A 26,726-nucleotide genomic window follows, 5' to 3' on the forward strand; every position below is an offset into this window, starting at 1 on the left:
GCTGAGTGGCCTGTAGCTGGTCGACGCCAGCCTTTTGTGTGTCGAGACAACCTGGAGAACAACAAGATGTCCACCCACCTGTCCACTGATCAATTGCTGCATGCCTACACCGTGATGCGCACCATCCGTGATTTCGAAGAACGCCTGCATGTGGAATTCGCCACCGGCGAGATTCCCGGCTTCGTGCATTTGTATGCCGGCCAGGAAGCCAGTGCCGCCGGGGTCATGGCCCATCTTAACGATGACGATTGCATCGCCTCCAACCACCGTGGCCACGGTCATTGCATCGCCAAGGGGGTGGATGTGTTCGGCATGATGGCCGAGATCTACGGCAAGAAAACCGGCGTCTGCGGCGGTAAGGGCGGCTCCATGCACATCGCCGATCAGGAGAAAGGCATGCTCGGCGCCAATGGCATCGTCGGTGCCGGCGCACCGTTGGCGGCCGGTGCGGCGTTGGCCGCCAGGCTCAAGGGCAGCCAGGGCGTGGCCGTGGCATTTTTTGGCGATGGCGGCTCCAACGAGGGCGCGGTGTTCGAGGCGATGAACCTGGCCTCGATCATGAAATTGCCCTGTCTGTTCGTCGCCGAAAACAACGGCTATGCAGAAGCCACCGGTTCCGGCTGGTCGGTGGCGTGCAAGGACATCGCCGAGCGCGCCGTGGGGTTCGGCATGCCGGGGGTGATCGTCGATGGCAACGATTTCTTCGCCGTGCACGCGGCGCTGGGCGTGGCCGTAGAGCGTGCACGCAACGGCGAAGGGCCGACGCTGGTGGAGGTCAAGTTGAGCCGTTTCTACGGCCACTTCGAAGGCGATGCCCAAACCTATCGCGGTGTGGATGAAGTGAAGAACCTGCGCGAAACCCAGGATTGCCTGGTGCTGTTCCGCCAGCGTTGCCAGGCCGAAGGCTGGTTGGACGCCGCGCAATTCGAGCGTATCGACGGCGAGGTCGCACAGTTGATCGAAGATGCCGTGCGCCTGGCCAAGTCCGATCCCAAGCCCCAGGCAGCCGATCTGCTCAGCGATGTCTACGTCGCCTACCGCTAATAACAACAAGACCCGGAGAGAATTTCATGGCTCGCAAAATCAGCTATCAGCAGGCAATCAACGAAGCCCTGGCCCAGGAGATGCGCCGCGACCAGAGCGTGTTCATCATCGGCCAGGATGTGTCCGGCGGCACCGGGTCGCCCGGCGAACAGGACGCCTGGGGCGGCGTGCTCGGCGTCACCAAAGGCCTGTACCCGGAGTTCCCCGAGCGCGTGCTGGATGCACCGTTGTCCGAGGTCGGCTACGTGGGCATGGCCGTGGGCGCCGCCACCCGGGGCATGCGCCCGGTGTGCGAACTGATGTTCGTCGACTTTATCGGCTGTTGCCTTGACCAGTTGCTCAACCAGGCCGCCAAGTTTCGCTATATGTTCGGTGGCAAGACCACCACACCGCTGGTGATCCGCGCCATGTACGGCGCCGGCCTGCGCGCCGCCGCCCAGCACTCGCAGATGCTCACCTCGATGTGGACCCACATTCCCGGCCTGAAAGTGGTGTGCCCGGCCACGCCCTATGATGCCAAGGGCATGCTGATCCAGGCGATCCGCGATAACGACCCGGTGATCTTCCTCGAACACAAAATGCTCTACAGCCTGCAAGGCGACGTGCCCGAAGAGCTGTATACCGTGCCGTTCGGCGAGGCCAACTTTGTGCGCGAAGGCCGCGACGTGACCCTGGTAACTTACGGGCGCATGGTGCATATCGCCCTCGACGCCGCCGCCAACCTGGCACGCCAAGGCATCGACTGCGAAGTGTTGGACCTGCGCACCACCAGCCCACTGGATGAGGACAGCATCCTGGAAAGCGTGGAGAAAACCGGGCGCCTGGTGGTGATCGATGAGTCCAACCCGCGCTGCTCGATTGCCACCGACATCAGCGCCCTGGTGGCGCAGCGCGCATTCGCCGCACTGCGCGCGCCCATCGAAATGGTCACCGCGCCCCATACGCCGGTGCCGTTTTCCGATGCGCTGGAAGACCTGTACATCCCCGACGCCGCCAGGATCGAAGCCGCCGTGCTGAAGATCGCCGACAAGAGGAACGCCGCATGATCCATACCTTGACCATGCCCAAGTGGGGGCTATCGATGACTGAGGGCCGTATCGACACCTGGCTCAAGCAGCCGGGCGAGCGGGTGGAGAAGGGCGAAGAAGTGCTGGATGTGGAGACCGACAAAATTTCCAGCAGCGTCGAGGCGCCGTTCAGTGGCGTGTTGCGCCGAGTGCTGGCGCAGAGCGATGAAACCCTGCCGGTCGGCGCCTTGCTGGGGATTGTGGTGGAAGGTGAGGCCAGCGACGCCGAGATCGACGCGGTAATCGAACGCTTCCAGGCCGGGTTCGTGTCCAGTGCCGCCGAGGCCGAAACGGCGGGGCCGAGTGCGCAGAAAGTCGAGGTGGGCGGGGGCTTGCTGCGTTACCTGGACCTCGGCGAAGGCGGCACGCCGCTGGTGCTGGTGCATGGCTTTGGCGGCGACTTGAACAACTGGCTGTTCAACCAACCGGCCCTGGCCGCCGACCGCCGTGTGATCGCGCTCGACCTGCCGGGGCATGGCGAGTCGGGCAAGACGCTGCGCAGCGGCGACGCCTCGGAGTTGGCACAGGCGGTACTGGGCCTGCTCGATCATCTGCACGTGCAGCGCGTGCACCTGGCCGGCCATTCCATGGGCGGGCTGGTCGCGCTGACCGTTGCGGACCAGGCGCCTGCGCGCATTGCTTCGCTGACCCTGATCGCCAGCGCCGGGCTGGGCGCCGATATCAATGGCGACTATCTGCAAGGGTTTGCCGAGGCCGGCAATCGCAACGCACTCAAGCCGCAGTTGACCCAGCTGTTCAGCGATCCGGGCCTGGTGACACGGCAAATGCTGGAAGACATGCTTAAGTTCAAGCGCCTGGAAGGCGTCGACCAGGCGTTGCGTCAACTCAATGCTGCGTTGTTTGAAGGAGGACGGCAGAAGCTGGATATGCGCCATGTTGTCGGTCGACAGCCGAGCCTGGTGATCTGGGGCAGCGACGACGCCATTATCCCGGTCGCTCATGCCCAAGGGCTGGAGGCCCAGGTGGAAATCCTGCCGGGGCAGGGGCATATGGTGCAGCTGGAGGCGGCGGAGCAGGTTAACCCGTTGATGCTGGCGTTCCTCAAGCGCCATTGAGCTGAGATCCGTGGGGCCTGACCCACTGCAATCGGGGGCAAACCCCCTCCCACAGTACTGACTGTGTGGGAGGGGGCTTGCCCCCGATTGCGAGGCGTCAGTCACCCCCTTATCCGAGCATTCAGAAGGGATGCAATGACGCGCCAGGCGTGGCAGTCTGGGCGACGTTTTCCATGACTTCTGGAGATTGACCGTGCCAACCGCATCCGCAGTAATAGAAATCCCGGTATCGGCCGATCAGGTCTGGCAATTGGTCGGCGGCTTCAACAGCCTGCCGGACTGGTTGCCGCTGATTGCCAAGAGCGAGCCCGGCGAAGGTGGCCGCCTGCGCCATCTGACAACCGCCGACGGTGGCGTGATCGTCGAGCGGTTGCAGACGTTCGATAACGTTTCGCGTACCTACAGCTACACCATCGAGCAATCGCCGTTTCCGGTGAGCGCTTACCTGGCGACGTTGCAGGTGGAAGCCTTGACTGACGCGTCGACGAAGGTGACGTGGTCGGGCGTGTTCACACCGGCGGCGGGCACCACGGACGAGGCGGTGGAGGAGCTGTTCGCCGGTGTCTACAAGGGTGGGGTCGAAGCGCTGCGCGCCAACTTCAAGGCCTGAGTCGCAGCAGGCCCCACTCGCTCATTCGGGCATCAGTTGCTGGCGACACTCCAGGATCAGCCGCGCGCCGCCCCGGGCGCTGCTGCCTACCTCCAGCTTGAAGCCATGCAGGTTGATGATCGCCGCGACAATCGACAACCCCAGCCCGAACCCACCGGGCTGGTCGCTTTCGTCCACGCGGTAAAAACGCTGGAACACAGCGGCACGCTCGGCCGCCGGTATGCCTGGCCCCGAGTCGTGCACTTCGATACGGGTGCTGCCCGCGTCGTTGAGCCCGCGCAAAATGACTTCGCCGCCCGGCGGGGTGAACTTGATCGAATTGCTCAATAAGTTCGCCACGGCTTCAAACAGCAGCGCGCGGTCGCCGGTGATCCACGGCAGGGAGGGTGGCATGTCGAGCACCAGTTGCAGTTCGCCTTCCTCGGCCAGCGGCAGATAGAAATCGTGCAATTCCCTCAGCAGCGGCAGCGGGTCCATCACCAGGAAGCCTGAACGGCGCTGGTGGTCTTCCAGTTCCGAAATACGCAACAGCCCGCGAAAACGCGCCATCAGGGTGTCGGTTTCGGCAATCGCATCATCCAGTTTTACCGCGTAGCCCGAGTCCTGCTCGGCCTCCTGCCGGATGCGATACAACTGCGCGCGCAGGCGCGTCAGTGGGGTGCGCAGATCATGGGCAATGTTGTCGCACACGCCCTTGACCTCGTTCATCAACTTTTCGATGCGGTCGAGCATGGCGTTGACGATGGCCGCGAGCATGTCCAATTCGTCGCGTCGGTTGGACAGCGGCAGGCGATGGGTGAGGTCGCCGGCGACGATAGCTTCGGCGCTGGCCTGGATCCCGCGAATACGTCGCAGCGGACGACGGCGCAGCAAATGCCAGCCCGCGACACCGGGAATGATAGTCAGCGAGAGTGCCCAGAGCAGCGCATGCCAGATGATTCGCGTCACGCCGAACAGCGAACCGTTGGCGCGCACCAGTACCAGCCAGCGGCCATCGCCGGTGTGGGTGGCGACGGCATCGCAGCTGTCCTTGGGCAATTTGGGATCGTCGGAGTCCACGCAATTGGTCAGGGCGTGGATCTTGCCGTCCAGAGGCAGGTCCGGCGGAATTGCGCGGATCGGTCCGTTCAACGGGCGGAACTGTTCGTCGAACAGGCCGTAGGCGTCAACGCCCTTCATATCGAAGGTCATGCTGGTGGTCAGCGCCTCCACCAGTTCCTCACCGTCGAAACGTTGAAAGAGGTGCTGGCGCTGCAACAGCGAGTGGCGCGACAAATCCCCCAGGTAACCCGACACTTCGAAGTACAGCACCCCCATCAGGATGCAGCTCCAGGCCACGAACAGCGAGCTGTACAGTGCCAGCAGGCGGCTGCTGGATGAGCGCCAGCCCTTAGAGGGGTTCAGCAATGACATAACCGGAACCTCGTACCGTGCGGATCAGCGGTGTGAGGCCCGGTGGGTCGATTTTCTTGCGCAGGCGTCCGATGTGCACATCGATCAGGTTGGTGCCGGGGTCGAAGTGATAGCCCCAGACTTCCTCGAAGATCATCATCCGCGACAGGATCTGCCCGGTGTTGCGCATCAAAAATTCCAGCAGTTTGTATTCGGTGGGCAGCAGGGTGAGCGGCTGATCGGCGCGAGTGGCTTCGCGGCTGATCAGGTTCAACTCCAGGTCGGCCACGCGCAAGGCGGTCTCGAATTCCTTGACCGTACTTTTGCGGCGCAGCAGCACTTCTACACGTGCGGCCATTTCATCGGAAGCGAACGGCTTGGTCAGGTAGTCATCGCCACCGGCGCGCAGGCCGCGCACGCGTTCATCGACGTCGGAGAGGGCGCTGATCATCAGGATCGGCGTCGATACTCCAATGGTGCGCAGGGTGGTGACGATGGCCAGGCCATCCAGTTCCGGCAGCATGCGGTCCAGGGTGATCAGGTCGTAGTCACCACTCACGGCGCGGACCAGGCCTTCGCGGCCGTTGTCCACCCAATCAACCTCCAGTCCATGGCTACTCAGCTCGGCGACAATCTCGCGGGCCGTTACGGCGTCATCCTCGATGGTCAAAATGCGGGTCATAGGCATACCTGGCGAGCGATTCACACTAGAAGAGGAGCATTTTGCCAACAATTGGCTGAACGCTTCCTAAATAAAACTTCATGGAGGCAAATCCGACACCCCCCTCCCATATTGGAATGCAATACGCCCGCTCTGATTGCCAGGTTCTTGCAAGTTGCATGGTCTTAGGAAGTTCAACTTATCTAACATATTGAAAATAAAGGATTTTTATTTTTATGCCGACTGGCACGCTGCCTGCACTGTCCCTTTTGAGACTTGTAACACTATTTTTCCTGCCGGGAGCAAAACAACAATGATCACACCTTCAACCACGCTGCAAGAATCGAGCGCGCGCTCCGGGGTTTCCTGGGGGGCGATTTTTGCCGGGGCCGCTGCGGCGGCCGCACTCTCGCTGATCCTGGTGCTGCTGGGCTTTGGCCTGGGCTTTTCGGCCGTGTCGCCGTGGGCCAACAGTGGTGTGAGCGCCAAAGGGCTGGGTATATCCACGATTGTCTGGCTGGCATTTACCCAGATCGTCGCCGCCGGCTTGGGCGGTTACATTGCCGGCCGTCTGCGCGTGAAGTGGGCCAATATGCATGGCGATGAAGTGTATTTCCGCGACACCGCCCATGGCTTCCTGGCCTGGGCCGTGGCCACGTTGATCACCGCGACCCTGGTGGTCAGTTCGGTCAGCAGCGTGGTCGGTGGCGGCGTGCAGGCCAGCGCCAGTGTCGCCTCGGGTGCGGTGCAAGCCGCCGGCGGCGCAGCACAGGGCGTCAAGGGTGATGACTTCGGTTATTACGTCGACAGCCTGTTCCGCGATGACCGCCCAGCCGCAGTCAGCGATGACGCCGCCCATGCCGTGGTTGCGCGCATTTTTGCCCGCACCCTGAGCAATGACGGTCAACTGGCTGCTGAAGACCGTACCTACCTGGCCCAGTTGATCAGCCAGCGCACCAACCTCAGCCAGGCCGACGCCGAAGCGCGCATCGACAAGGTCTACGGCGACGCCCGTAAAGCCGTCGAAGACGCCAAGCTCAAAGCCAAGCAAGCCGCTGACACCGCCGCCAAAGTCGCTGCCTGGACCGCGCTGTGGATGTTTGTCGCGCTGCTGATCGGCGCCTTCTTTGCCAGCTTCGCTGCGACCTTCGGCGGTCGTCGTCGGGATGCCGTGGTGTATGTCGAAACCGAACATTACGTCCGTTAATTCAAGGAGAAAACAATGCGCTCATTACTGCTGTGGTTCCTCGGCGTGCCTATCCCGGTCATCATTTTGATCGCGATCTTCATGCACTAAACCCGAGTACTGCTCGGAACCTCGTGGGAGGGCGCTTGCGCCCTCCCCCTTTGCTTTGGGTGGAGCGTCAGCCAGGTCGCTACCAGCAAGGTGCTGGCCACACCCGTCATGATCAGCAACGGCTGCGATGTGCCGTCCGATAACACACCGGTGACCCAACTGCTCACCGCAGTGAGGAACATCTGGATGAAGAAGAACAGCCCCGAGGCCGTGCCGGCAATTGCGCCATACGGTTGCAACACCGACAACTGGCACGCCGGAATCACCATCCCCACCGACACCATGATCATCACCATCGGCAGTACGATCGCCAGCCATTGCTGCGCCCAGGCGGCCGTGCCCGCAGCGAGCAGAAGGCTGCCGACCACGTTCAGTGCGATGGCTGCGCTGATCAATCGATCCGCTTCAAAGCGCAGCACCAGCCGACGAAAAAGATTCGCCCCCAGCATATAGCCGCTGATGGTTGCCGCGAACACCAGCGCATAAGCCGTGGCGGACAAGCCAAAGCCCCGTTGCAGCAGCGCCGATGACTCACTGATAAAGGGAAAATAGGTGCTGTATACGCAGCCGATGGCCAGCGCGTAGCGCAGGAAGTAGCGGTCGCCCAGCAACCGCCCATACAGGTGCAACAGATTGCCCGGCGCTGTCGCCGCCACTTGCGTCGGGCGGGTTTCCGGCAGGCGCCGATGGACCACCCCATACAACACCACGCCAATCGCGCCCAACAGCAGAAACAAGCCCCGCCATCCAATCATTGGCAGCAACAGGCTGCCCAAGACTGGCGCGGCCATGGGCGATACCGCCATCGCCATGGAGATTAATCCCAGCAGGCGTGCCTGTTCGTCGCGCTCGAAGTGATCGCGCACGATCACCCGCCCGATCACCGTGGTGCAGCAGCCGCCCAGGGCTTGGAACAGTCGCGCGATAATCAGCACGCCGAGGCTGTCGGCCAAGGCGCAGGCCAAGGTGGCCAGCCCATACAGCGCCAATCCCGCCAGTAACACCGGGCGACGGCCGAAGCGGTCAGTCAGCGGGCCGCTGATCAGCAGCGAAATCGCCGAGCCGAGGGTATACAGCGTGAGGGTCAATTGCAGCTGACTGTCGCTGGCCTGGAAGTAGTCGGCCATGGCCGGCAGTGCCGGCAGGTGCATGTCCAGTGCGACGCGCGGCAGTCCGATCAATACGGTCAGCAGCACCAGCCAGGATCCCAGGGAAAGGGCGCGTTGAGTCATGGGCAAGCTCTTGGCAAGAAGTGGAGCCGGCACTCTAGCGGCTTTGTGGTTTAATCCTGTGAGCCACTTATGCCGAAAACGAATGGACCACTATGAGCCGAGGTAAAACTGCATCCGCCCTTGACCTGCCGCGCCCCGACACGCTGGATGCGGGCAAACAGCAGGGCGCGTACGAGGCATTGCGCGGCGCGATTCTCAACCGGCAATTGCCGGGAGGCAGCCGTTTGCCGTCCACGCGCAGCCTGGCCGAACGTTGGCAGGTGTCGCGCGGCACGTTGGAAACGGCTTACGAGCGCTTGCAGGAAGAGGGGTATGTGCAACGCATTGCGGGCTCCGGCACGCGCGTCTGCGCGGTCATCCCCGAACACTTTATCGCGGCGCCGAACGCACGCCAGACGCCGCGTCGCCCGGTCGAGCCGGACCGCCCGTACGCGGGTGTGCAAAGCCATGTGCCTTTTGTCGCACGGCGCCCGGACGCCGGTCTGTTCGACCTCAAGACCTGGGCCCGCTGCCTGTCCCGTGGGCTGCTCGCGGCAGGGCCGGGCGCGCTGGAGGCATCCCATCCGGCGGGCGTGCCGGAACTGCGCGCCCGGATCGCCGACTACCTGCGCCGATATCGCGGCCTGCAGTGCGAGGCGGATGAAGTGGTTGTTACCACCGGCATTCGGCATGCCCTCGATTTGATTGCGCGCACCCTGCTCAAGCCCGGCGACACGGCCTGTGTCGAAGACCCTGGCTACCCACCGGCACGACGCTTGTTCGAACTGTGCGGCGCTCAAGTGCAGGCGGTACCGGTCGGCGCGGACGGGCTCGACACCTCCCGGCTCCCCGATGCGGCCCGCCTGGTCTACGTGACCCCGGCGCACCAGGCACCGCTGGGCATGACCCTGTCGGTATCGCGCCGCCTGGCTTTGCTGGACTGGGCCGCACGCGCGCAGGCATGGGTGGTGGAGGATGACTACGACAGCGAATATAACTACCAGAGCGCGCCGCTGGCCGCCCTGAAAGCCCTGGACGCCGATGACCGGGTGATCTACTGCGGCAGCTTCAACAAGAACCTGTTTCCCGGTCTGCGAGTGGGCTTTATGGTGGTGCCCAAGACGCTGCGCCGGGCGTTGCTGCGCACCCTGCACCTCACCGGGCATTCGGTCGGCGCCAGTGATCAATTGGGCTTGGTGGAGTTACTTGGCAGCGGGGCGTTTGTGCGTCATTTACGCGCTTCACGCCAGGCGTATCTGGCCCGTCGCGATGCGCTGCTCGAATGCCTCGGCGGGCATGCCGTCGTGAGTGGCCAGCAGGCCGGGCTGCATTTTGTGCTGTGGCTGCCGGCAGGGGTTAAAGAAGCGGACTTCTGCGCCCGGGCGGCATCTGCCGGGCTGACGTTGCAGCCGCTGGGCGCGTTCTGCCATGAGGCGAGGTTGCCGCCGGCGGTGATCATTGGCTACACCGCGCTGACCTTGGCGCAGATTCGCTATCACGGCCGAGCATTGGCGGCGTTGTGCCTATGAGCAGGGGCGGGCCGCGAGGTCAGTCTTCGAACCCGACCTGCTCGTGAATCTCATCCACTTTCAATTCCAGGCGATACGCCACCGCAATAAACAATGCCTGGCACAGGCACAGCGTGGCGCTCAATGAGCGGAACGCAAACGAAGACCCCTCGTTCACCAGCAGCACCGCGTTGGCCCGCTTGGCCAGGGGCGACAGGTTGCTGTCGGTGATGATCAGGGTCTTGGCCTGATGGTGCTGGGCGATGCGCAGGCAGTGCTGGGTCTCTTTGCCGTAGGGCGTAAAGCTGATGGCGATCACCAGGTCATTGGCGCGCACGCTGCGCATCTGCTCGCGGTAGCTGCCGCCCAGGCCGGAGATCAGGTGGATGCGCTTGTTGGTGTGCTGCAGGTTGTAGACCAGGTAGTCGGCCACGGCAAAGGAGCGGCGCACGCCGACCACGTAGATGTTGTCGGCATTGACCACCAGGTCCACGGCTTTTTCGAACATGGCGTCATCGAGCTCCAGCCCCAGGCGCTCGATGCCGGAGAGGGTGGCGTTGACGCACTCACGTGCCAGGTCGCCACCACTGGCCTTCTGCGATTTGTTCGCGATCATGCTACGGATGCGCTGTTGGTAGTTCTGCACCGGGGTGGTCTTGTGGGTGTAGGCCTCGCGGAACAGCGCCTGCATCTCACTGAACCCGCTGAACCCGAAACGCTGGGAGAAACGCACGATGGCCGAGGGGTGCACTTCGCATTCGCGGGCGATGTCGCTGATGCGGTCGACCATGATGCGGTCGCTCTGCTGGCTCATGTAGCTGGCGATGCGTTTGAGTTGGCGCGGCAGGCTTTCGTATTCGTCGGTAATCAGCTGCAGCAGGCGTTCGGCATTGATCGGAGGGCTGGCGATCGTGTCTTCCAGGGTGGTCTCGGGATCGGTGCGGGACATGGGCAATCCTTCTGGCGTGTTCGTCTGGTGCGCTGATGGGTGGCGCCAGTCTACAGGGTAGGCGCAAAAAAATACCCCGGCATCACGGCCGGCGGGGCTGGCTGAAACGATGCACGGCGGCTGGCGTGCCATTATGCCGGCTTATTGGAAAAAATATTCCACTAAAAATAATTATGGAATAAATATTGATTGGTGCCGCCGAACGTTCTAGTCTGCTCCACCAAGAGCGTTTGCCGTCGCCACGGCGGCACAACGCAGGCTGATAAAAATAATAGGAGCCAGCATGGGCCAGACTCGTTTTGCCAGTGGGCGTCAATTGGATCTGATTTGCCTCGGGCGCCTGGGCGTCGACCTCTATGCACAGCAAGTCGGTGCTCGGCTTGAGGACGTGTCCAGCTTCGCCAAGTACCTCGGCGGTTCCTCCGCCAATATCGCTTTCGGCACCGCGCGGCTGGGGCTCAAGTCGGCAATGCTCAGCCGCGTGGGCGACGACCATATGGGGCGTTTTCTGGTGGAGTCCCTGGCCCGTGAGGGCTGTGACGTCAGTGCGATCAAGGTCGACCCGGAACGCCTCACCGCGCTGGTGCTGCTCGGCCTCAAGGACCGCGAAACCTTCCCGTTGGTGTTCTACCGCGAGAACTGTGCCGACATGGCCCTGCGCGCCGAAGACATCAGCGAAGCGTTTATCGCTTCCAGCAAGGCGCTGTTGATCACCGGCACGCATTTCTCCACCGACGGCGTGTACAAGGCCAGCATCCAGGCCTTGGACTACGCGGCCAAACATAACGTCCAGCGCGTACTCGACATCGACTACCGGCCGGTGCTGTGGGGGCTGGCGGGCAAGGCCGATGGCGAAACCCGGTTTGTCGCCGACCAGAAGGTGAGCCAGCACGTGCAGAGCATCCTGCCGCGCTTCGATCTGATCGTCGGCACCGAAGAAGAATTTCTGATCGCCGGTGGTAGCGAGGATTTGCTCACGGCATTGCGCACGGTGCGCGAGCTGACGCCGGCGACGCTGGTGGTCAAGCTCGGCCCGCAAGGGTGCACGGTGATCCACGGCGCGATCCCGGCACGCTTGGAAGACGGTGCGATCTACCCCGGCGTACGGGTAGAAGTGCTCAACGTACTGGGGGCCGGCGATGCTTTTATGTCGGGCTTTCTCAGCGGTTGGCTGAATGACGCCAGCGACGAGCGTTGCAGCCAGTTGGCCAATGCCTGCGGCGGTCTGGTGGTGTCGCGCCATGCCTGTGCGCCGGCCATGCCCACGCCTGCCGAGTTGGATTACCTGTTCAGCAGCTCGGTGCCGATCACCCGGCCCGATCAGGACATGACCCTGCAGCGCCTGCACCGCGTGACCGTGCCGGGTAAGGCGTGGAAGCAGCTGTTTATCTTCGCCTTCGATCACCGCTGGCAATTGGTGGACCTGGCTCAACGCGGTGGCCAGGCCCCGGCGCGCATCAGCGACATCAAGCAGCTGTTTATCCAGGCCGTCGAGCGCGTGGAACGCAAGCTCGCCGAGCAAGGCGTGGAGGCCGATGTGGGCCTGCTCGCCGACCAGCGCTTCGGCCAGGACGCACTCAATGCGGCCAGCGGGCGCGGCTGGTGGATCGCGCGCCCGGTGGAAGTGCAGAACTCGCGGCCGCTGACCTTCGAGCATGGACGGTCCATCGGCAGCAACCTGATCGCCTGGCCCCAGGAGCAGATCATCAAGTGCCTGGTGCAATACCATCCCGACGATGAACCCATGCTGCGCCTGGAGCAGGAAGCCCAACTCAAGGCGGTGTACGACGCGTCCCTGGTCAGCGGCCACGAGCTGCTGCTGGAAGTCATCCCGCCCAAGGAACACCCATCGACCTACCCGGATGTGCTCTACCGCAGCCTTAAGCGCCTGTACAACCTGGGCATCTACCCGGCGTGGTGGAAGATCGAGGCACAGTCGGCCGAAGACTGGAAGAAACTCGATGAGCTGATCCAGGAACGCGACCCGTACTGCCGTGGCGTGGTGCTGCTGGGCTTGAATGCCTCGGCGGAATGTTTGGCCAGCGGGTTCCAGCAGGCTAGTCAGAGCACGACGTGCCGCGGATTTGCAGTGGGCCGCACGATCTTCCAGGAACCGAGCCGGTTGTGGATGGCGGGGGAGATCGATGATGAGACCCTGATTCAGCAAGTGCAGGCGACCTTCGAACAACTGATCAACGCCTGGCGCAGCGCGCGAACCTGACCACAGCTTTGAATGTGCGCTGCAATTCCAATGTGGGAGGGGCCAGCTCCCTCCCACAAAAAGCAGAACTCAGTGATACCCGAAAATAATAAAGGTGCAGCCATGCCCGCAATCCGAATTGGCATCAACCCGATCTCCTGGAGCAACGACGACCTGCCGGCCCTGGGCGGTGAAACGCCGCTGAGCACCGCGCTGAGCGAAGGCAAGGACATCGGCTACGAAGGCTTCGAACTCAACGGCAAGTTCCCCAAGGACGCCAAAGGCGTCGGCGATGTGCTGCGGCCCTATGACCTGGCGCTGGTGTCGGGTTGGTATTCCAGCCGCCTGGCCCGGCGCTCGGTGGCCGAGGAAATCGAGGCCATCGCCGGCCATGTCGAGCTGCTCAAACAAAACGGCGCCAAGGTGCTGGTGTACGGCGAGGTGGCCGATTCAATCCAGGGCTCGCGCATTCGTCTGATCGAACGCCCGCGATTCCACAGCGAGCAGGCGTGGCAGGAGTACGCCGACAAACTTACCGAACTGGCGCGCTTCACCCTGTCCCAGGGCGTGCGCCTGGCGTACCACCACCATATGGGCGCTTATGTCGAATCCCCTGAAGACATCGATCAACTGATGCAGCGCACCGGCCCGGAGGTCGGTCTGCTGTTCGACTCCGGCCACTGCTATATGGGCGGTGGCGAACCTATCGAAGTGCTGCGCAAACACATCGCGCGGATTTGCCATGTGCATTTCAAAGATGTGCGCAAGCCGGTGGTGCAGCTGGCGCGCAACCAGATGTGGAGCTTCCCCGACTGCATCGTCAACGGCACGTTCACCGTGCCCGGTGACGGCGATATCGATTTTGCCGAGTTGCTGGATGCATTGATGGCCGCGAAATATGAGGGCTGGCTGGTGGTTGAGGCCGAGCAGGACCCAGCCGTGGCGCCCAGCTATATCTATGCGAAAAAGGGCTACGACACCTTGCGTGCGCTGCTCGACGAGAGGACTTGAGTGATGAGCTTGTTGGTCAAAAGCAGCAAACGCGGACACACCATGGTTGCCCTGGAAGCAGGGCGGCTGGAGTACGTAGGCTTCTCTGCCTACCGCCTGAGCCTGGGCGAAACACTGCCGGTCAGCGCCGCTGATAAAGAGCTGTGCCTGGTGCTGCTCAGTGGCCGGGTGAATATTGAAGGCGAAGGCTTCAACTGGCAGAACCTCGGTGATCGCCAGTCGGTGTTCGAGGACAAGTCGCCGTTCGCCGCGTACCTTCCACCGCGCACCGACGCCCAGGTCACGGCCTTGAGCGATGTGCAGATCGCCGTGTGCGCCGCACCCGGCGCGCCAGGCTATGAACCGCGCCTGATCCGTCCCGAAGACTGCAAGCGCAGCGTGCGCGGTAAAGGCGCCAACACCCGTTATGTGTGCGACATCCTGCCCGACAGCGCACCGGCCCATTCGCTGCTGGTGGTGGAAGTGCGCACGCCGTCGGGGCATTCGTCGAGCTACCCGCCGCACAAGCACGACACCGACGACCTGCCGCACCAGAGCTTCCTGGAAGAAACCTATTACCACCAGATCAACCCGCCCCAAGGCTTTGTGTTCCAGCGGGTGTACACCGACGATCGCAGCATCGACCAGGCCATGGCCGTGGAACACAGCGACCTGGTGGTGGTGCCCAAGGGGTATCACCCGGTCAGCGTGCCCTATGGCTACGAGTCGTATTACCTGAACGTAATGGCGGGCCCCAAGCGCGCCTGGCATTTCCATAACGACCCGCAGCACAGCTGGCTGCTGGATCTTTAGACGGGTTGGCGCGAGCGAGCGCGTGCCACATTGGATACCGACGGATTTGCATTCCTACAAGGTGCGAACATGACCACAACAAGATTGACCATGGCCCAGGCCCTGGTGAAGTTTTTGGACAACCAGTACATCGAAGTCGACGGCGTGCAGAGCAAGTTCGTCGCCGGCGTGTTCACGATTTTCGGCCACGGCAATGTGCTCGGCCTGGGGCAGGCGCTGGAGCAGGACAGCGGTGATTTGGTGGTGCATCAGGGCCGTAACGAGCAGGGCATGGCCCATGCCGCCATCGGTTTTGCCAAGCAGCACCTGCGCCGCAAAATCTACGCGTGCACCGCATCGGTCGGGCCCGGCGCGGCGAACATGCTCACCGCTGCGGCGACTGCCACGGCCAACCGTATTCCGTTGCTGCTGTTGCCGGGCGATGTGTACGCCAGTCGCCAGCCCGACCCGGTGCTGCAACAGATCGAGCAGTTCCACGACCTGAGCATCAGCACCAACGATGCGTTCCGCTCCGTGAGCAAGTACTGGGATCGCATCAACCGCCCCGAGCAATTGATGACGGCGGCAATTCATGCCATGCGCGTGCTCACCGACCCCGCCGAAACCGGCGCGGTGACCCTGGCGCTGCCCCAGGATGTGCAGGCCGAGGCCTGGGACTATCCGGACTACTTCCTGCAAAAGCGCGTGCACCGTATCGACCGCCGTCCGGCCACCGCCGCGATGATCGGCGATGCGTTGGAGGTTATGCGGGGCAAGCGCAAACCGCTGATCATCTGCGGCGGCGGGGTCAAGTACGCCGGCGCGAATGCGGCGCTGCAAGCCTTTGCCGAGCGCTTCGACATTCCCTTCGCAGAGACCCAGGCGGGCAAGAGCGCAATCGTGTCCGGGCACCGGCTTAACGTCGGTGGCATCGGCGAAACCGGTTGCCTGGCGGCCAACCTGCTGGCGCCTGAAGCGGACCTGATCATCGGTATCGGCACCCGCTACACTGATTTCACCACCTCGTCCAAATCGCTGTTCAAGCATGCCGAGGTGCAATTTCTGAACCTGAATATCAGCCCCTGCGATGCGTTGAAACTCGACGGCGTGCAAGTTGTGGCCGACGCCAAGGTCGCCCTCGAGGCGCTGGCCGATGCCCTCGGTGACTACCGCGCAGGTTGGGGCGAACAGATTGCCGCCGCCAAGGCGCAACTGGACGCCGAAGTCGAGCGCGTGCATCAGGTGGAGTACCACGGCGATGGCTTTGTGCCCGAGGTCGATGACCGTCTGGACCGCGCCGTACTGCGCGAATTTATCGAGCTGACCGGCTCGTGCCTGACCCAGAGCCGTGTGCTCGGCGTGCTCAATGCAAGCCTGGCCGACGACGCGATCATCGTCGCCGCCGCCGGCAGCCTGCCCGGCGATCTGCAGCGCGCCTGGCGCAGCAAGGGCGTGAATACCTACCACGTTGAATACGGCTACTCATGTATGGGCTATGAGATCAACGCCGCCCTCGGGGTGAAGCTCGCCGAGCCGAACAAGGAGGTCTACGCATTGGTCGGCGATGGCTCCTACATGATGCTGCATTCCGAGCTGGCCACCTCGATTCAGGAGCGGCGCAAGATCAACGTGGTGTTGCTGGACAACATGGCCTTCGGTTGCATCAACAACCTGCAGATCGGCAACGGCATGGACAGCTTCGGCACCGAGTTCCGCTACCGCAACCCCGAGAGCGGCAAGCTTGACGGCAGCCTGGTACCGGTGGATTTCGCCATGAGCGCGGCGGCCTATGGCTGCAAGACCTACAAGGTCAGCACTGTGGAGCAGCTTGAAGCGGCCCTGACCGATGCGCGCACGCAAGCCGTCTCGACCCTGATCGATATCAAGGTACTGCCCAAGACCATGGTCCACGGTTACCTGTCCTGGTGGCGGGTGGGGGTGGCGCAGGTGTCCACCAGCGAACGCACGAACGCGGCAGCGAAGAAACTCAACGAGCACCTGGCCAAGGCCCGGCAGTACTAATAACAAGAGGAGTGTGTGTATGTCTTTGAAGCTAGGTGTTATCGGGACCGGCGCCATCGGCCGCGACCATATCCGTCGTTGCAGCCAGACCTTGCTCAATAGCCAGGTGGTGGCGGTGACCGACATCAATCTGGACCAGGCCGCCAAGGTAGTTGCCGACTTGCAGTTGGCCGCCGAGGTGTACCCCGACGGCCATGCGCTGATCAACTCGGCCGAGGTTGAAGCGATCCTGGTGACCTCCTGGGGGCCGAGTCACGAAGAATTCGTGCTCGCGGCGATTGCCGCCGGCAAACCGGTGTTCTGCGAAAAGCCGCTGGCGGTGACCGCCGAAGGCTGCCGCAAGATCGTCGAAGCCGAAGTGGCCCATGGCAAGCGCCTGGTGCAGGTGGGCTTTATGCGCCCGTACGATGAGGGCTATCGCGCCCTTAAAGCCGTGATCGACAGCGGCCGGATCGGCGAACCCCTGATGCTGCACTGTGCACACCGCAATCCCAGGGTGGGTGAAAACTACAAGACCGACATGGCGATCACCGACACCTTGATCCACGAGCTGGATGTACTGCGCTGGTTGCTCGACGACGACTACGTGTCGGTGCAGGTGGTGTTTCCACGCAAGACCAGCAAGGCCCTGGCTCACCTGCGTGACCCGCAGATCGTGCTGCTGGAAACCGCCAAGGGCACGCGTATCGACGTGGAAGTGTTCGTGAACTGCCAGTACGGCTACGACATCCAGTGCGAGGTGGTGGGGGAGACCGGTATCGCCAAATTGCCGGAGCCGTCCCAGGTGCAGCTGCGCAGTGAGGCCAAGCTGTCGAATGCGATCCTGATGGATTGGAAGGATCGCTTTATCGGCGCCTATGACGTGGAGTTGCAAGCGTTCATCGATAGCGTGCGCGCCGGCAAGGTGGGCGGGCCGTCGGCGTGGGATGGCTTTGCCGCAGCGGTGGCGGCGGATGCGTGCATCGAGGCCCAGGGCAGTGGGCAGATCGTCAAGGTCAGCCTGCCGGAACGCCCACGCTTCTACGGCTGAACTTCTGGAGGCACGCTGAAAAAAATGGATTGGGTTTTCACTTCACGTAAGGAGTGTCGATATGCGAATCGGACTAGTCGGCTATGGCCATGGAGGGCGCTTCTTTCATGCGCCGCTGATTGCCACCCTGCCGGGTGCCACGTTTGTCGGCGTGGTGACCCGTTCGGCCGAACGCCGCCAGCAATTGAGCATGGATCTTCCAGGGGTGAAGGCCTTTGACAGCATCGGCCAGATCGTCGAAGCCGGTGTCGATGCGCTGGTGATTTCCACCACGCTGAAAGGTCGCCCGGCACTGGTGCTGGAAGCCATCGAACACGGGGTGGCGGTGGTCAGCGACAAACCCTTTGCGGCCAACGCCGAACAGGCCCAGGCGTTGATTACGGCGGCTGAACGCCAGGGCACGTTGCTCAGCGTCTACCAGAACCGACGCTGGGACTCGGACTATCTGACCCTGCGCAAACTGATCGACGCCGGCGCCCTGGGCCGCATCACCCGGTTTGAATCCCGTGTGGAACGCTACAGCCCGCAGGCGCTAGGCAATGCCAGTGGAGGCGGCTGGCTGCGTGACCTCGGCAGCCACCTGGTGGACCAGGCCCTGCAACTGTTCGGCGCGGTGGACCGGGTATTTGCGCAACTGCATTACAGCGCCGAACATCCTACGGTCGATCATGGCTTCTTCGTTTCCCTGACTCACGCCAACGGCGTGATTTCCCATCTGTGGGGCAACGCCCTGCAGAACAGCCCGGCGCCGCGGTTTCGGGTGAGCGGCACGTTGGGTTGCTACACCGTCGAGGGGCTGGACGGTCAGGAAGAAGCGCTGATGGCCGGCAAAACGCCGAAAACCGAAGGCGAGCATTGGGGCGCCGAGGAACACCGGCGCTGGGGCTGGTTCGAGCAAGGGCCGGAACGTGAGCGCGTGCCGTCGGAGAAAGGCTGTTGGACTCAGTTCTATCGCCAGTTTCAAGCGGCGGTACAAGGGCAGGGGCCGCTGCCCGTGGACGTTTATGACGCGCTGGAAACCACCCGCATATTGGACGCTGCACGCCTGAGCGCCGAGCGCCAGCAAGTGGTTTCAACAAAAATAGAATAAAATTCTAAAACAGGTTGATATGGAAATTATTTTCCAATAAAGTCTTTTCCAGGTTGCAAAAAGTACGTCGCGGGCTCGATCCGCACGGCTCAACAAAAACAAGATCAAAAACAACCAGGTACCGTCAGATGAAAATCTTCAACGCTGTACTGCGAGTTTTACGCCCCCTCTCTGCGCCACGCGCCCGGCCGTTCTACTTCTCCTTCCTTAATGTGCTGTGCGTCGAAAACAACGACGCGCTGGTGTGCTGCATCCCCGGCGCGCCGATCGTGCGATTGCCCGCCACGCTCTGAGAACGTCCAAACAAAACCAACAAGAAAGTGGAGACAGACCGTTCATGAAGACCCCGATCCGTTTTACCGCGCTGGCGTTGTCCTTGTTGCTGAGTAGTGTTGCCATGGCCGCCGATCTGAAGATTGGCGTGAGCATGTCCTCATTCGATGACAACTACCTGACCAATGTGCGCAAGTACATGGACCAACAAGCCAAGTCCTACCCCAAGGGAGATGGCGTACAACTGCAGTTCGAAGACGCCCGTGCCGATGTGGTCAAGCAACTGAGCCAGGTCGAGAATTTTATCGGCCAGAAAGTTGATGCGATCATCGTGAACCCGGTGGATACCGCCTCCACGGCGCGAATCAGCAAGGCCGCCATTGAGGCCGGAATTCCCTTGGTCTACGTCAACCGTCGCCCCGACCAGAAAGACTTGCCCAAAGGCGTCGCTGCCGTGACTTCCGACGATGAAGAAGCCGGCAAGCTGCAAATGCAGTACATCGCCGACAAACTGGGCGGCAAGGGCAAGATCGTCATTCTGTTGGGCGACCTGGCGAACAACTCCACTCAAAACCGCACAAAGGGCGTGAAAGAGATTCTGGCTAAATACCCAGGCATCGAAATCGAGCAGGAGCAGACGGGGACGTGGCTGCGCCAGACCGGCATGGATCTGGTGAACAACTGGCTGACCCAAGGTCGCGATTTCCAGGCGGTACTGGCCAATAACGATGAGATGGCAATCGGCGCAGCCATGGCGCTCAAGTCGGCCGGCAAGGAAAAGGGCAGTGTATTGATCGCGGGCGTCGACGGCACGCCGGACGGTTTGAATGCGATTACCAAGGGCGAAATGGCCGTGTCGGTGTTCCAGGACGCCAAGGGCCAGGCTGTCGGTTCAGTGGAAGCGGCGCGCAAGCTGGCCAGGAACGAGACGATCGAGCAGAACATTGTCATCCCGTTCAAGCTGATCACCCCGGATAACGTCAAAGACTTCAAGTAGCCCTGACACCACAATAATAAGCCGGCGGGGCGGTTATGCCCGCTCCGCCGATGGAGTACCTGCCTATGCTCGCTCAAGCCACCGTCCCGCAGCACCCGGGTATCCAGCCGCTTACGCTGGAGGAGCCCTACCTGCTGGAAATCGTCAACATCAGCAAAGGCTTCCCCGGTGTCGTGGCCCTGGATGATGTGCAGCTGCGCGTGCGCCCTGGCTCCGTGTTGGCGCTGATGGGCGAGAACGGAGCGGGCAAATCGACGCTGATGAAAATCATCGCCGGAATCTACCAGCCCGACAGCGGCGAAATTCGCCTGCGCGGCAAGCCGATCGTGTTCGACACGCCCCTGGCCGCCCAGAAAGCCGGGATCGCGATGATCCATCAGGAACTCAACCTGATGCCGCACATGACCATCGCCGAGAACATCTGGATCGGCCGCGAGCAGCTCAACGGCCTGCATATGGTCAATCACCGTGAAATGCACCGCTGCACCGCCGAGTTGCTGGCGCGCCTGCGTATCAACCTGGACCCTGAGGAGCAGGTAGGCAACCTGAGCATCGCCGAGCGACAGATGGTCGAGATTGCCAAGGCGGTGTCCTATGACTCCGACATCCTGATCATGGATGAACCGACATCGGCCATTACCGAGAAGGAAGTGGCCCACCTGTTTTCGATCATTGCCGACCTCAAGTCACAAGGCAAAGGCATCGTCTACATCACGCATAAAATGAACGAAGTGTTCGCCATCGCCGACGAGGTGGCGGTATTTCGCGACGGCCGCTACATCGGCCTGCAGCGCGCTGACAGCATGGACAGCGACAGCCTGATTTCGATGATGGTGGGCCGCGAACTGAGCCAACTGTTCCCGGTGCGCGAAACCCCGATCGGCGAGCGGCTGATGTCGGTGCGCGACCTGCGCCTGGACGGGGTGTTCAAGGGGGTGTCGTTCGACCTGCACGCCGGCGAGATCCTCGGGATCGCCGGGCTGATGGGCTCGGGCCGTACCAATGTGGCCGAAACCCTGTTCGGCATTACCCCGGCGGACGGCGGCCGGATCACCCTCGATGGCGAGCCGGTGCGCATCAGCGACCCGCACATGGCCATCGACAAAGGCTTTGCGCTGCTGACCGAGGATCGCAAGCTCAGTGGGCTGTTCCCCTGTCTGTCGGTATTGGAAAACATGGAGATGGCCGTGCTGCCGCACTATTCAGGTAACGGTTTTATCCAGCAAAAAGCCCTGCGTGCGCTGTGCGAAGACATGTGCAGGAAGCTGCGGGTGAAAACGCCGTCGCTGGAGCAGTGCATCGATACGTTGTCCGGCGGCAACCAGCAGAAGGCGTTGCTGGCGCGCTGGCTGATGACCAACCCACGCCTGCTGATCCTCGACGAGCCGACACGGGGCATCGACGTCGGTGCCAAGGCCGAGATCTACCGGTTGATTGCTTTCCTTGCCAGCGAAGGCATGGCGGTGATCATGATTTCTTCGGAACTGCCCGAAGTGCTGGGCATGAGCGACCGGGTGATGGTGATGCACGAAGGCGAACTCATGGGCACCCTCGACCGCAGTGAGGCGACCCAGGAAAAAGTCATGCAGCTGGCCTCCGGTATGACCGCGGTCCACTGACAAACAGCTGCACGGGCCGGTGTCTGGCCCGCGCCCAAGAATAAGAAGGTGAAGGGTTATGAACGCAATAACAGACAACAAGCCTGCCATGGCCCCGGTCAAGCACCGGCGGCGAATACCCACCGAGCTGAGCATCTTCCTGGTGCTGATCGGCATCGGCCTGGTGTTTGAGGTGTTCGGCTGGATCGTGCGTGACCAGAGCTTCCTGATGAACTCCCAGCGCCTGGTGTTGATGATCCTGCAGGTGTCGATCATCGGTCTGCTGGCCATCGGCGTGACCCAGGTGATTATTACCACGGGGATCGACTTGTCCTCGGGCTCGGTGCTGGCATTGTCGGCGATGATTGCCGCCAGCCTGGCGCAGACCTCGGACTTCTCGCGGGCGGTGTTTCCCAGCCTGACCGACCTGCCGGTGTGGATCCCGGTAGCCATGGGCCTGGGAGTAGGGCTGCTGGCGGGGGCGATCAACGGCAGTATCATCGCCGTCACCGGTATTCCGCCGTTTATCGCCACACTGGGCATGATGGTTTCGGCGCGTGGCCTGGCGCGTTATTACACCGAAGGGCAGCCGGTGAGCATGCTGTCCGATTCCTACACCGCGATCGGCCACGGCGCGATGCCGGTGATCATCTTTCTGGTGGTGGCGGTCATCTTCCACATCGCCCTGCGCTACACCAAATACGGCAAGTACACCTACGCCATCGGCGGCAATATGCAGGCGGCGCGTACGTCGGGGATCAACGTCAAGCGCCACCTGATCATTGTCTACAGCATCGCCGGTCTGCTGGCGGGCCTGGCGGGTGTGGTGGCGTCGGCGCGCGCGGCGACAGGCCAGGCCGGCATGGGCATGTCTTACGAGCTGGATGCGATTGCCGCCGCCGTGATCGGCGGCACCAGCCTGGCGGGCGGGGTAGGGCGCATTACCGGCACGGTGATTGGCGCACTGATCCTGGGCGTGATGGCCAGCGGGTTTACGTTTGTGGGGGTGGATGCGTATATCCAGGACATCATCAAGGGCCTGATCATCGTGGTGGCGGTGGTGATCGATCAATATCGCAATAAGCGCAAGCTTAAACGCTGAGCTGTAAGGCACAAGGCACAAGCTGCAAGTCCGATTGGCTCTACAGCTTGTCGCTTGCAGCTTGCGGCTTATAGCTGCTCTACGAACTTTCCTGCTATAAACGCACTCCGATAACCATTCGCCAAGCCCGTCCTGGTGTCTTTGGGGGTTATATCGGTAAAAATGCCTGTCTTTTCAGTTGCTGCGCCCTCAAGTCGGCCTTAGACTGCCGCCCCTCGTAAATTGAGTGCCGGGTGGCGCTTGGAATGGACGGCGCCCTTCCGAGACCTGCACAGGTCGGCCGGAACGCTCCCTTATTCGCCTTAATGCACGTATTTTTTATAGAGAAATCAATGACAAAGGAAAAGTTGCTGGCCATGCCGGCGGATGACTACATGAATGCCGAACAGCACGCTTTTTTCGAGAAGTTGCTGCAAGACATGAAAGTGGAACACCACGAGCGCATTGAACAGAACCGTATCGCCATTGAAAGCCTGGACACCCCGGCTGACCCGGCCGACGCTGCTTCCGTGGAAGAAGAGCGCACCTGGCTGGTCAACGCCATCGACCGCGACCAGCGCATGCTGCCGCAGCTTGAGCGTGCCCTGGAACGCATCAAGGAAGATTCCTTCGGCTGGTGCGATGACAGCGGCGAGCCTATCGGCCTCAAGCGCCTGCTGATCAGCCCGACCACCAAGTACTGCATCGAAGCGCAAGAGCGCCACGAGCAGATCGACAAGCATCAGCGCCAAGCCTGATGCGGTGAAGCCGGGGAACCGTTCCTACGGTTCCCTGGAGGAAGACCCGCTACACCCCGTCTACTATTGATCTACTGCACGGCACCCCACTAAAGGCCCATGGATAATGGCCCGATAGTGGCGTTTAATGCCGTGACAATAAAGACAAACAGTGGGGTGACGAAATGGCTGGGGACGGATCTCTGATGGGCGCAGCAGTGCCGCCACACGCGGTGGCGCGCCGCTTGCCCGGCTGGTTGACGCCGCTGTTGCAGAGCACCGCTCTGGTGCTGGTGCTGCTGGGCCTGGCGTTTGCCAATCTGCCGATCTACCTGTGCCTGACGCTGGCGCTGCTGGTGGTCTGGCTGCCCCGTTTGAAGGCGCGGGCGCCGGCCACTGTCGCTGCCTCTACCGCCGATGCGATTGGCGAACTCACCCGCGACCTGTCCTATACCACCAGCCATAACGCGCTGTCCGCGGCCGGCGTGGCCTATTCGGTCAAGCAACTGGCGGCGCGCCTGCAATCCCAATTGACGGCGGCCAAGCAGATTGTCGGCAATGCTGAAGTCATGATCAGCACCGAGCAGGTCACGTCCCAACTCAGCCGGCAGGCCCTGGGTGCCGCCAGCCAGGCCCATCAACGCAGTACCGAAGGCCGGGAAGTGCTGGTGCAATCGATCACCCGCATGCGTCAGCTCAGCCAGCGCGCCAATGCCAGCCGCGAGCTGATCGAAGCCTTGAGCCAGCGCAGTGAGGAAATCCAACGGGTGACCCTGGTGATTCAGTCCATCGCCAGCCAGACCAACCTGTTGGCGCTCAATGCCGCCATCGAGGCGGCGCGGGCCGGCGAACATGGGCGCGGGTTTGCGGTGGTGGCCGACGAAGTGCGCGGCCTGGCCGGGCGTACAGCCACGGCCACCGATGAGGTCGGGGTGATGGTGGCGGATATCCAGCAGCGCACGGCCCAGGTGGTGGAGCAGATCCGCCAATTGTCGGCAGATCTGCACACCGGTGTCGAGCAGGTGGAACACGCGGGCGAACAATTGGACAACATTGCCAGCCTGGCGGCGGATGTGGAAGGCCAGGTCAACCAGATCGCCCAGGGCACCGACACCAACCAGGCCCAGCTTGACAGCCTGTTCCATGCCGTCGAACAGATGCGCAGCGATTTAAGCGTCAGCGATGCGCAGACCCGCCAGTTGGCCGAAGCCGCCGTGCAGATGGAGGGGCAGGCCGAAATCATCAGCGAACGTCTCGCGGCGGTGGGGCTTGATGATTATCACCAGCGGGTCTATGACCTGGCGCGTGAAGGCGCGAGCCGCATAGGCGCGCAGTTCGAAGCGGACGTGCAGCAGAACCGTATCAGCCTGGATGACCTGTTCGACCGTACTTACACCCCGATTCCCAACACCAGCCCGAGCAAGTACCACACCCGCTTCGACGGTTATACCGACAAAGTGCTGCCACCGATCCAGGAGGCACTGTTGCCGCGTCACGAAGGGTTGGTGTTTGCCATTGCCTGCACGCCGCAGGGCTATGTGCCCACCCATAACGCGGCGTTTTCCCAGCCGTTGACCGGGGATGCGCAAGTGGATGCGGTACAGAACCGCACCAAGCGCAAATTCGACGACCGCACGGGGATTCGCTGCGGCAGTCATCAGCAGGCGGTGTTACTGCAGACCTACACCCGCGATACCGGCGAGCTGATGCATGATCTGTCGGTACCGATCATGGTCAACGGCCGGCATTGGGGCGGTTTGCGCCTGGGTTATAAACCGGAAAGTGCCAAGCGCTGAGGTTAGACGCGACTGTCGCTCGCATCACGCCTTGGCGGGCTCATGCAACAGAGCGTTCAGGTCATCCACCGCCGGCGCCCATTCGGCGTCGACGTGTAATTGCTCCTTGAGAAAGCTCGCTTGTTGCTCGCTCCAGAACGGCGCATCGATCAATTTCACGTCGTCCGGCAGACGGTGAGCGGCGGTGAACTGCTCGATCGCTTCCTGGGACGAGTCCAGGCCGAGTTGATCGAACAGGGTTTCCAGGGTTGGGGTCGTGGTGTCCATCGAATATCTCCATGCGGGCTGAGGGGCGTTATGCATGGGAGACTTCTGGCAATGCAGAGTTCGAATTAGTTTGTCAGGAGGTCAGCGCGCCTGCATCCACGGCGGTCTTGAGGGCCTGGGCCGACTCTCTGGCAGCATGGGCGGCCGCTTCCTCGGTCTTGAACCAGCGGTCTTTTTCTACCTGGTGGGTGCTCATCGCACTTGAAGGTGGTTTGGCGCGCATCACGATCACTGCTTGAAATTCCCCGTCTACTTCCCTGGCTTCGCCGCGAATAAAAAATTCGCCGATATCAAATTCCGTCACGTATAGCCTTCCCTTCGAGGTATTCAACTGCACTGATGAAACCTGACCCGCACAGGGGGGCAAACTTCAATGGACGGGCCAGTATGGCAGTAGTTGGAGGGCAACGGCGCGGTAAAGTCAGCCAGGTGACGAAACGATCCCGTCATACAGCATGGCTTCCAGTTGCTTGGCCAGTTCGCAGGCCTTGCCGTGGCCGCTGCGAAAGCCTCGAATCCGGCCACTGGTGACTTCCATGATATGAAAGAAATCTCTTCCGGCCGGCACCACTTGGTAAAGAACGGAATTGGAGTACCCATTCAGGCTCTGCACACAGTAATATTGGCGCGCGTCGGTACATGCTGAACGCGTATTGAAAGACGTAGCGGGGTCATGACTGCGTTGCATGGTCAGCTCCTTTCGATCAGTCTTATGAATTGAACGGCAGCGTTGCAGAGTGGTTTGGCCCTATGTGGCTGCTTTAGTATGATTGTTGTTGTCGGTCGACACTCGGTTCCATGCCGAGGTATTTTGTTAAGTGTTGAGTGTCGGAAAACGACGTTTTCCATCGGGTTTTTCTCTGAAGAGGCGCGACCGGTATTCTCCGGTCACTGAACCTGTGATTTCCTGTGAACGCCGTTGACCTGGCATCAGGTCGATCGATGTGCGCCTGCACCGACGGCGCGGCAGGATGTTTCTTCGGGTTTTCAACGAATAGGTTGTGTCATCGAGCCGTTACGGCCGTTTTGTGTGCTGCC

At 61.8% G+C, this 26,726-nt stretch carries 24 protein-coding genes; 18 read left to right on the forward strand and 6 right to left on the reverse strand.

From position 1 onward, the window contains the following. The first annotated feature begins 66 nt into the window (after positions 1-66). From PSH94_RS10775 to PSH94_RS10790, 4 genes are all read left to right on the forward strand, one after another. Positions 67-1,044 (forward strand): thiamine pyrophosphate-dependent dehydrogenase E1 component subunit alpha, encoded by a 978-nt coding sequence (locus tag PSH94_RS10775; protein WP_266248952.1) that lies wholly within the window; start codon positions 67-69, stop codon positions 1,042-1,044. Positions 1,045-1,070: 26 nt separating this feature from the next. Beyond that, the gene (locus PSH94_RS10780) at positions 1,071-2,090 is read left to right on the forward strand and encodes an alpha-ketoacid dehydrogenase subunit beta (RefSeq protein WP_181077116.1); all 1,020 of its coding nucleotides are present in this window, start codon (positions 1,071-1,073) and stop codon (positions 2,088-2,090) included. Beyond that, a complete protein-coding gene (locus PSH94_RS10785; RefSeq protein ID WP_305437437.1) occupies positions 2,087-3,187 on the forward strand; it encodes an acetoin dehydrogenase dihydrolipoyllysine-residue acetyltransferase subunit in 1,101 nt (366 codons plus the stop codon). The genes PSH94_RS10780 and PSH94_RS10785 overlap by 4 nt, the downstream gene beginning before the upstream one ends. Before the next feature lie 193 nt (positions 3,188-3,380). Then, positions 3,381-3,797 carry an SRPBCC family protein gene (locus PSH94_RS10790; protein WP_253506868.1) on the forward strand — a complete coding sequence of 139 codons (417 nt, stop codon included), beginning with the start codon at positions 3,381-3,383 and terminating at the stop codon, positions 3,795-3,797. 21 nt (positions 3,798-3,818) lie between these two features. Here the strand turns inward: PSH94_RS10790 and PSH94_RS10795 are convergent, their stop codons facing one another. After that, on the reverse strand, positions 3,819-5,210 hold the full coding sequence (locus PSH94_RS10795; protein WP_181077122.1) for a HAMP domain-containing sensor histidine kinase: 1,392 nt from the start codon (positions 5,208-5,210) through the stop codon (positions 3,819-3,821). Next, a complete protein-coding gene (locus tag PSH94_RS10800) occupies positions 5,188-5,871 on the reverse strand; it encodes a response regulator transcription factor (protein ID WP_181077123.1) in 684 nt (227 codons plus the stop codon). Before PSH94_RS10800 ends, PSH94_RS10795 begins: the two co-directional genes overlap by 23 nt. Before the next feature lie 292 nt (positions 5,872-6,163). Between PSH94_RS10800 and PSH94_RS10805 the strand changes: the two genes are divergently transcribed. Continuing rightward, positions 6,164-7,057 carry a hypothetical protein gene (locus PSH94_RS10805; RefSeq protein WP_305437440.1) on the forward strand — a complete coding sequence of 298 codons (894 nt, stop codon included), beginning with the start codon at positions 6,164-6,166 and terminating at the stop codon, positions 7,055-7,057. Between the two features lie 86 nt (positions 7,058-7,143). Here PSH94_RS10805 and PSH94_RS10810 read toward each other — a convergent pair whose 3' ends face one another. Further along, positions 7,144-8,379 carry a multidrug effflux MFS transporter gene (locus tag PSH94_RS10810; RefSeq protein WP_305437441.1) on the reverse strand — a complete coding sequence of 412 codons (1,236 nt, stop codon included), beginning with the start codon at positions 8,377-8,379 and terminating at the stop codon, positions 7,144-7,146. A 92-nt stretch (positions 8,380-8,471) separates the two neighbouring features. Between PSH94_RS10810 and PSH94_RS10815 the strand changes: the two genes are divergently transcribed. Next, a complete protein-coding gene (locus tag PSH94_RS10815) occupies positions 8,472-9,887 on the forward strand; it encodes a PLP-dependent aminotransferase family protein (protein WP_305437443.1) in 1,416 nt (471 codons plus the stop codon). Positions 9,888-9,906: 19 nt separating this feature from the next. Here the strand turns inward: PSH94_RS10815 and PSH94_RS10820 are convergent, their stop codons facing one another. Continuing rightward, entirely contained in the window at positions 9,907-10,815 is a 909-nt protein-coding gene (locus PSH94_RS10820) for a MurR/RpiR family transcriptional regulator (RefSeq protein ID WP_034096994.1), read from the reverse strand. A gap of 283 nt (positions 10,816-11,098) precedes the next feature. On the opposite strand from PSH94_RS10820, the gene iolC reads away from it, so the two are divergent. The 12 genes from iolC (at position 11,099) to PSH94_RS10880 (ending at position 25,421) form a co-directional block, all read left to right on the forward strand. Further along, entirely contained in the window at positions 11,099-13,036 is a 1,938-nt protein-coding gene (gene iolC, locus PSH94_RS10825) for a 5-dehydro-2-deoxygluconokinase (RefSeq protein ID WP_305437445.1), read from the forward strand. Positions 13,037-13,138: 102 nt separating this feature from the next. Then, a complete protein-coding gene (iolE, locus tag PSH94_RS10830) occupies positions 13,139-14,026 on the forward strand; it encodes a myo-inosose-2 dehydratase (RefSeq protein ID WP_181077132.1) in 888 nt (295 codons plus the stop codon). Positions 14,027-14,029: 3 nt separating this feature from the next. Further along, the gene (gene iolB / locus PSH94_RS10835; RefSeq protein WP_305437447.1) at positions 14,030-14,818 is read left to right on the forward strand and encodes a 5-deoxy-glucuronate isomerase; all 789 of its coding nucleotides are present in this window, start codon (positions 14,030-14,032) and stop codon (positions 14,816-14,818) included. A gap of 69 nt (positions 14,819-14,887) precedes the next feature. Beyond that, entirely contained in the window at positions 14,888-16,819 is a 1,932-nt protein-coding gene (gene iolD / locus PSH94_RS10840; RefSeq protein ID WP_305437448.1) for a 3D-(3,5/4)-trihydroxycyclohexane-1,2-dione acylhydrolase (decyclizing), read from the forward strand. Positions 16,820-16,838: 19 nt separating this feature from the next. Next, positions 16,839-17,849, forward strand: coding sequence for a Gfo/Idh/MocA family protein (locus PSH94_RS10845; RefSeq protein WP_253506886.1), 1,011 nt, complete (start codon positions 16,839-16,841; stop codon positions 17,847-17,849). A gap of 61 nt (positions 17,850-17,910) precedes the next feature. Then, a complete protein-coding gene (locus PSH94_RS10850; protein WP_305437451.1) occupies positions 17,911-18,939 on the forward strand; it encodes a Gfo/Idh/MocA family oxidoreductase in 1,029 nt (342 codons plus the stop codon). Between the two features lie 128 nt (positions 18,940-19,067). Beyond that, the gene (locus PSH94_RS10855) at positions 19,068-19,232 is read left to right on the forward strand and encodes a hypothetical protein (RefSeq protein WP_181077142.1); all 165 of its coding nucleotides are present in this window, start codon (positions 19,068-19,070) and stop codon (positions 19,230-19,232) included. Positions 19,233-19,276: 44 nt separating this feature from the next. Further along, positions 19,277-20,209: a sugar ABC transporter substrate-binding protein gene (locus tag PSH94_RS10860; RefSeq protein ID WP_181077144.1), complete on the forward strand. Its 933-nt coding sequence runs from the start codon at positions 19,277-19,279 to the stop codon at positions 20,207-20,209. Between the two features lie 65 nt (positions 20,210-20,274). Continuing rightward, positions 20,275-21,828 carry a sugar ABC transporter ATP-binding protein gene (locus tag PSH94_RS10865; protein ID WP_181077146.1) on the forward strand — a complete coding sequence of 518 codons (1,554 nt, stop codon included), beginning with the start codon at positions 20,275-20,277 and terminating at the stop codon, positions 21,826-21,828. Positions 21,829-21,886: 58 nt separating this feature from the next. Beyond that, entirely contained in the window at positions 21,887-22,909 is a 1,023-nt protein-coding gene (locus PSH94_RS10870) for an ABC transporter permease (RefSeq protein WP_181077147.1), read from the forward strand. A 332-nt stretch (positions 22,910-23,241) separates the two neighbouring features. Further along, positions 23,242-23,646, forward strand: coding sequence for a TraR/DksA C4-type zinc finger protein (locus PSH94_RS10875; RefSeq protein WP_003191666.1), 405 nt, complete (start codon positions 23,242-23,244; stop codon positions 23,644-23,646). 548 nt (positions 23,647-24,194) lie between these two features. Then, positions 24,195-25,421, forward strand: a complete 1,227-nt coding sequence (locus PSH94_RS10880) for a methyl-accepting chemotaxis protein (RefSeq protein WP_370694770.1) — start codon at positions 24,195-24,197, stop codon at positions 25,419-25,421. Between the two features lie 24 nt (positions 25,422-25,445). Here the strand turns inward: PSH94_RS10880 and PSH94_RS10885 are convergent, their stop codons facing one another. Both PSH94_RS10885 and PSH94_RS10890 read right to left on the reverse strand, forming a co-directional pair. Next, the gene (locus tag PSH94_RS10885; protein ID WP_181077149.1) at positions 25,446-25,688 is read right to left on the reverse strand and encodes a DUF2789 domain-containing protein; all 243 of its coding nucleotides are present in this window, start codon (positions 25,686-25,688) and stop codon (positions 25,446-25,448) included. Between the two features lie 73 nt (positions 25,689-25,761). Further along, positions 25,762-25,992 carry a hypothetical protein gene (locus tag PSH94_RS10890; protein WP_181077150.1) on the reverse strand — a complete coding sequence of 77 codons (231 nt, stop codon included), beginning with the start codon at positions 25,990-25,992 and terminating at the stop codon, positions 25,762-25,764. Positions 25,993-26,726 lie beyond the last annotated feature (734 nt).

This window comes from Pseudomonas sp. FP2254, from assembly GCF_030687695.1.
GTDB classification, from domain to species: domain Bacteria; phylum Pseudomonadota; class Gammaproteobacteria; order Pseudomonadales; family Pseudomonadaceae; genus Aquipseudomonas; species Aquipseudomonas quebecensis.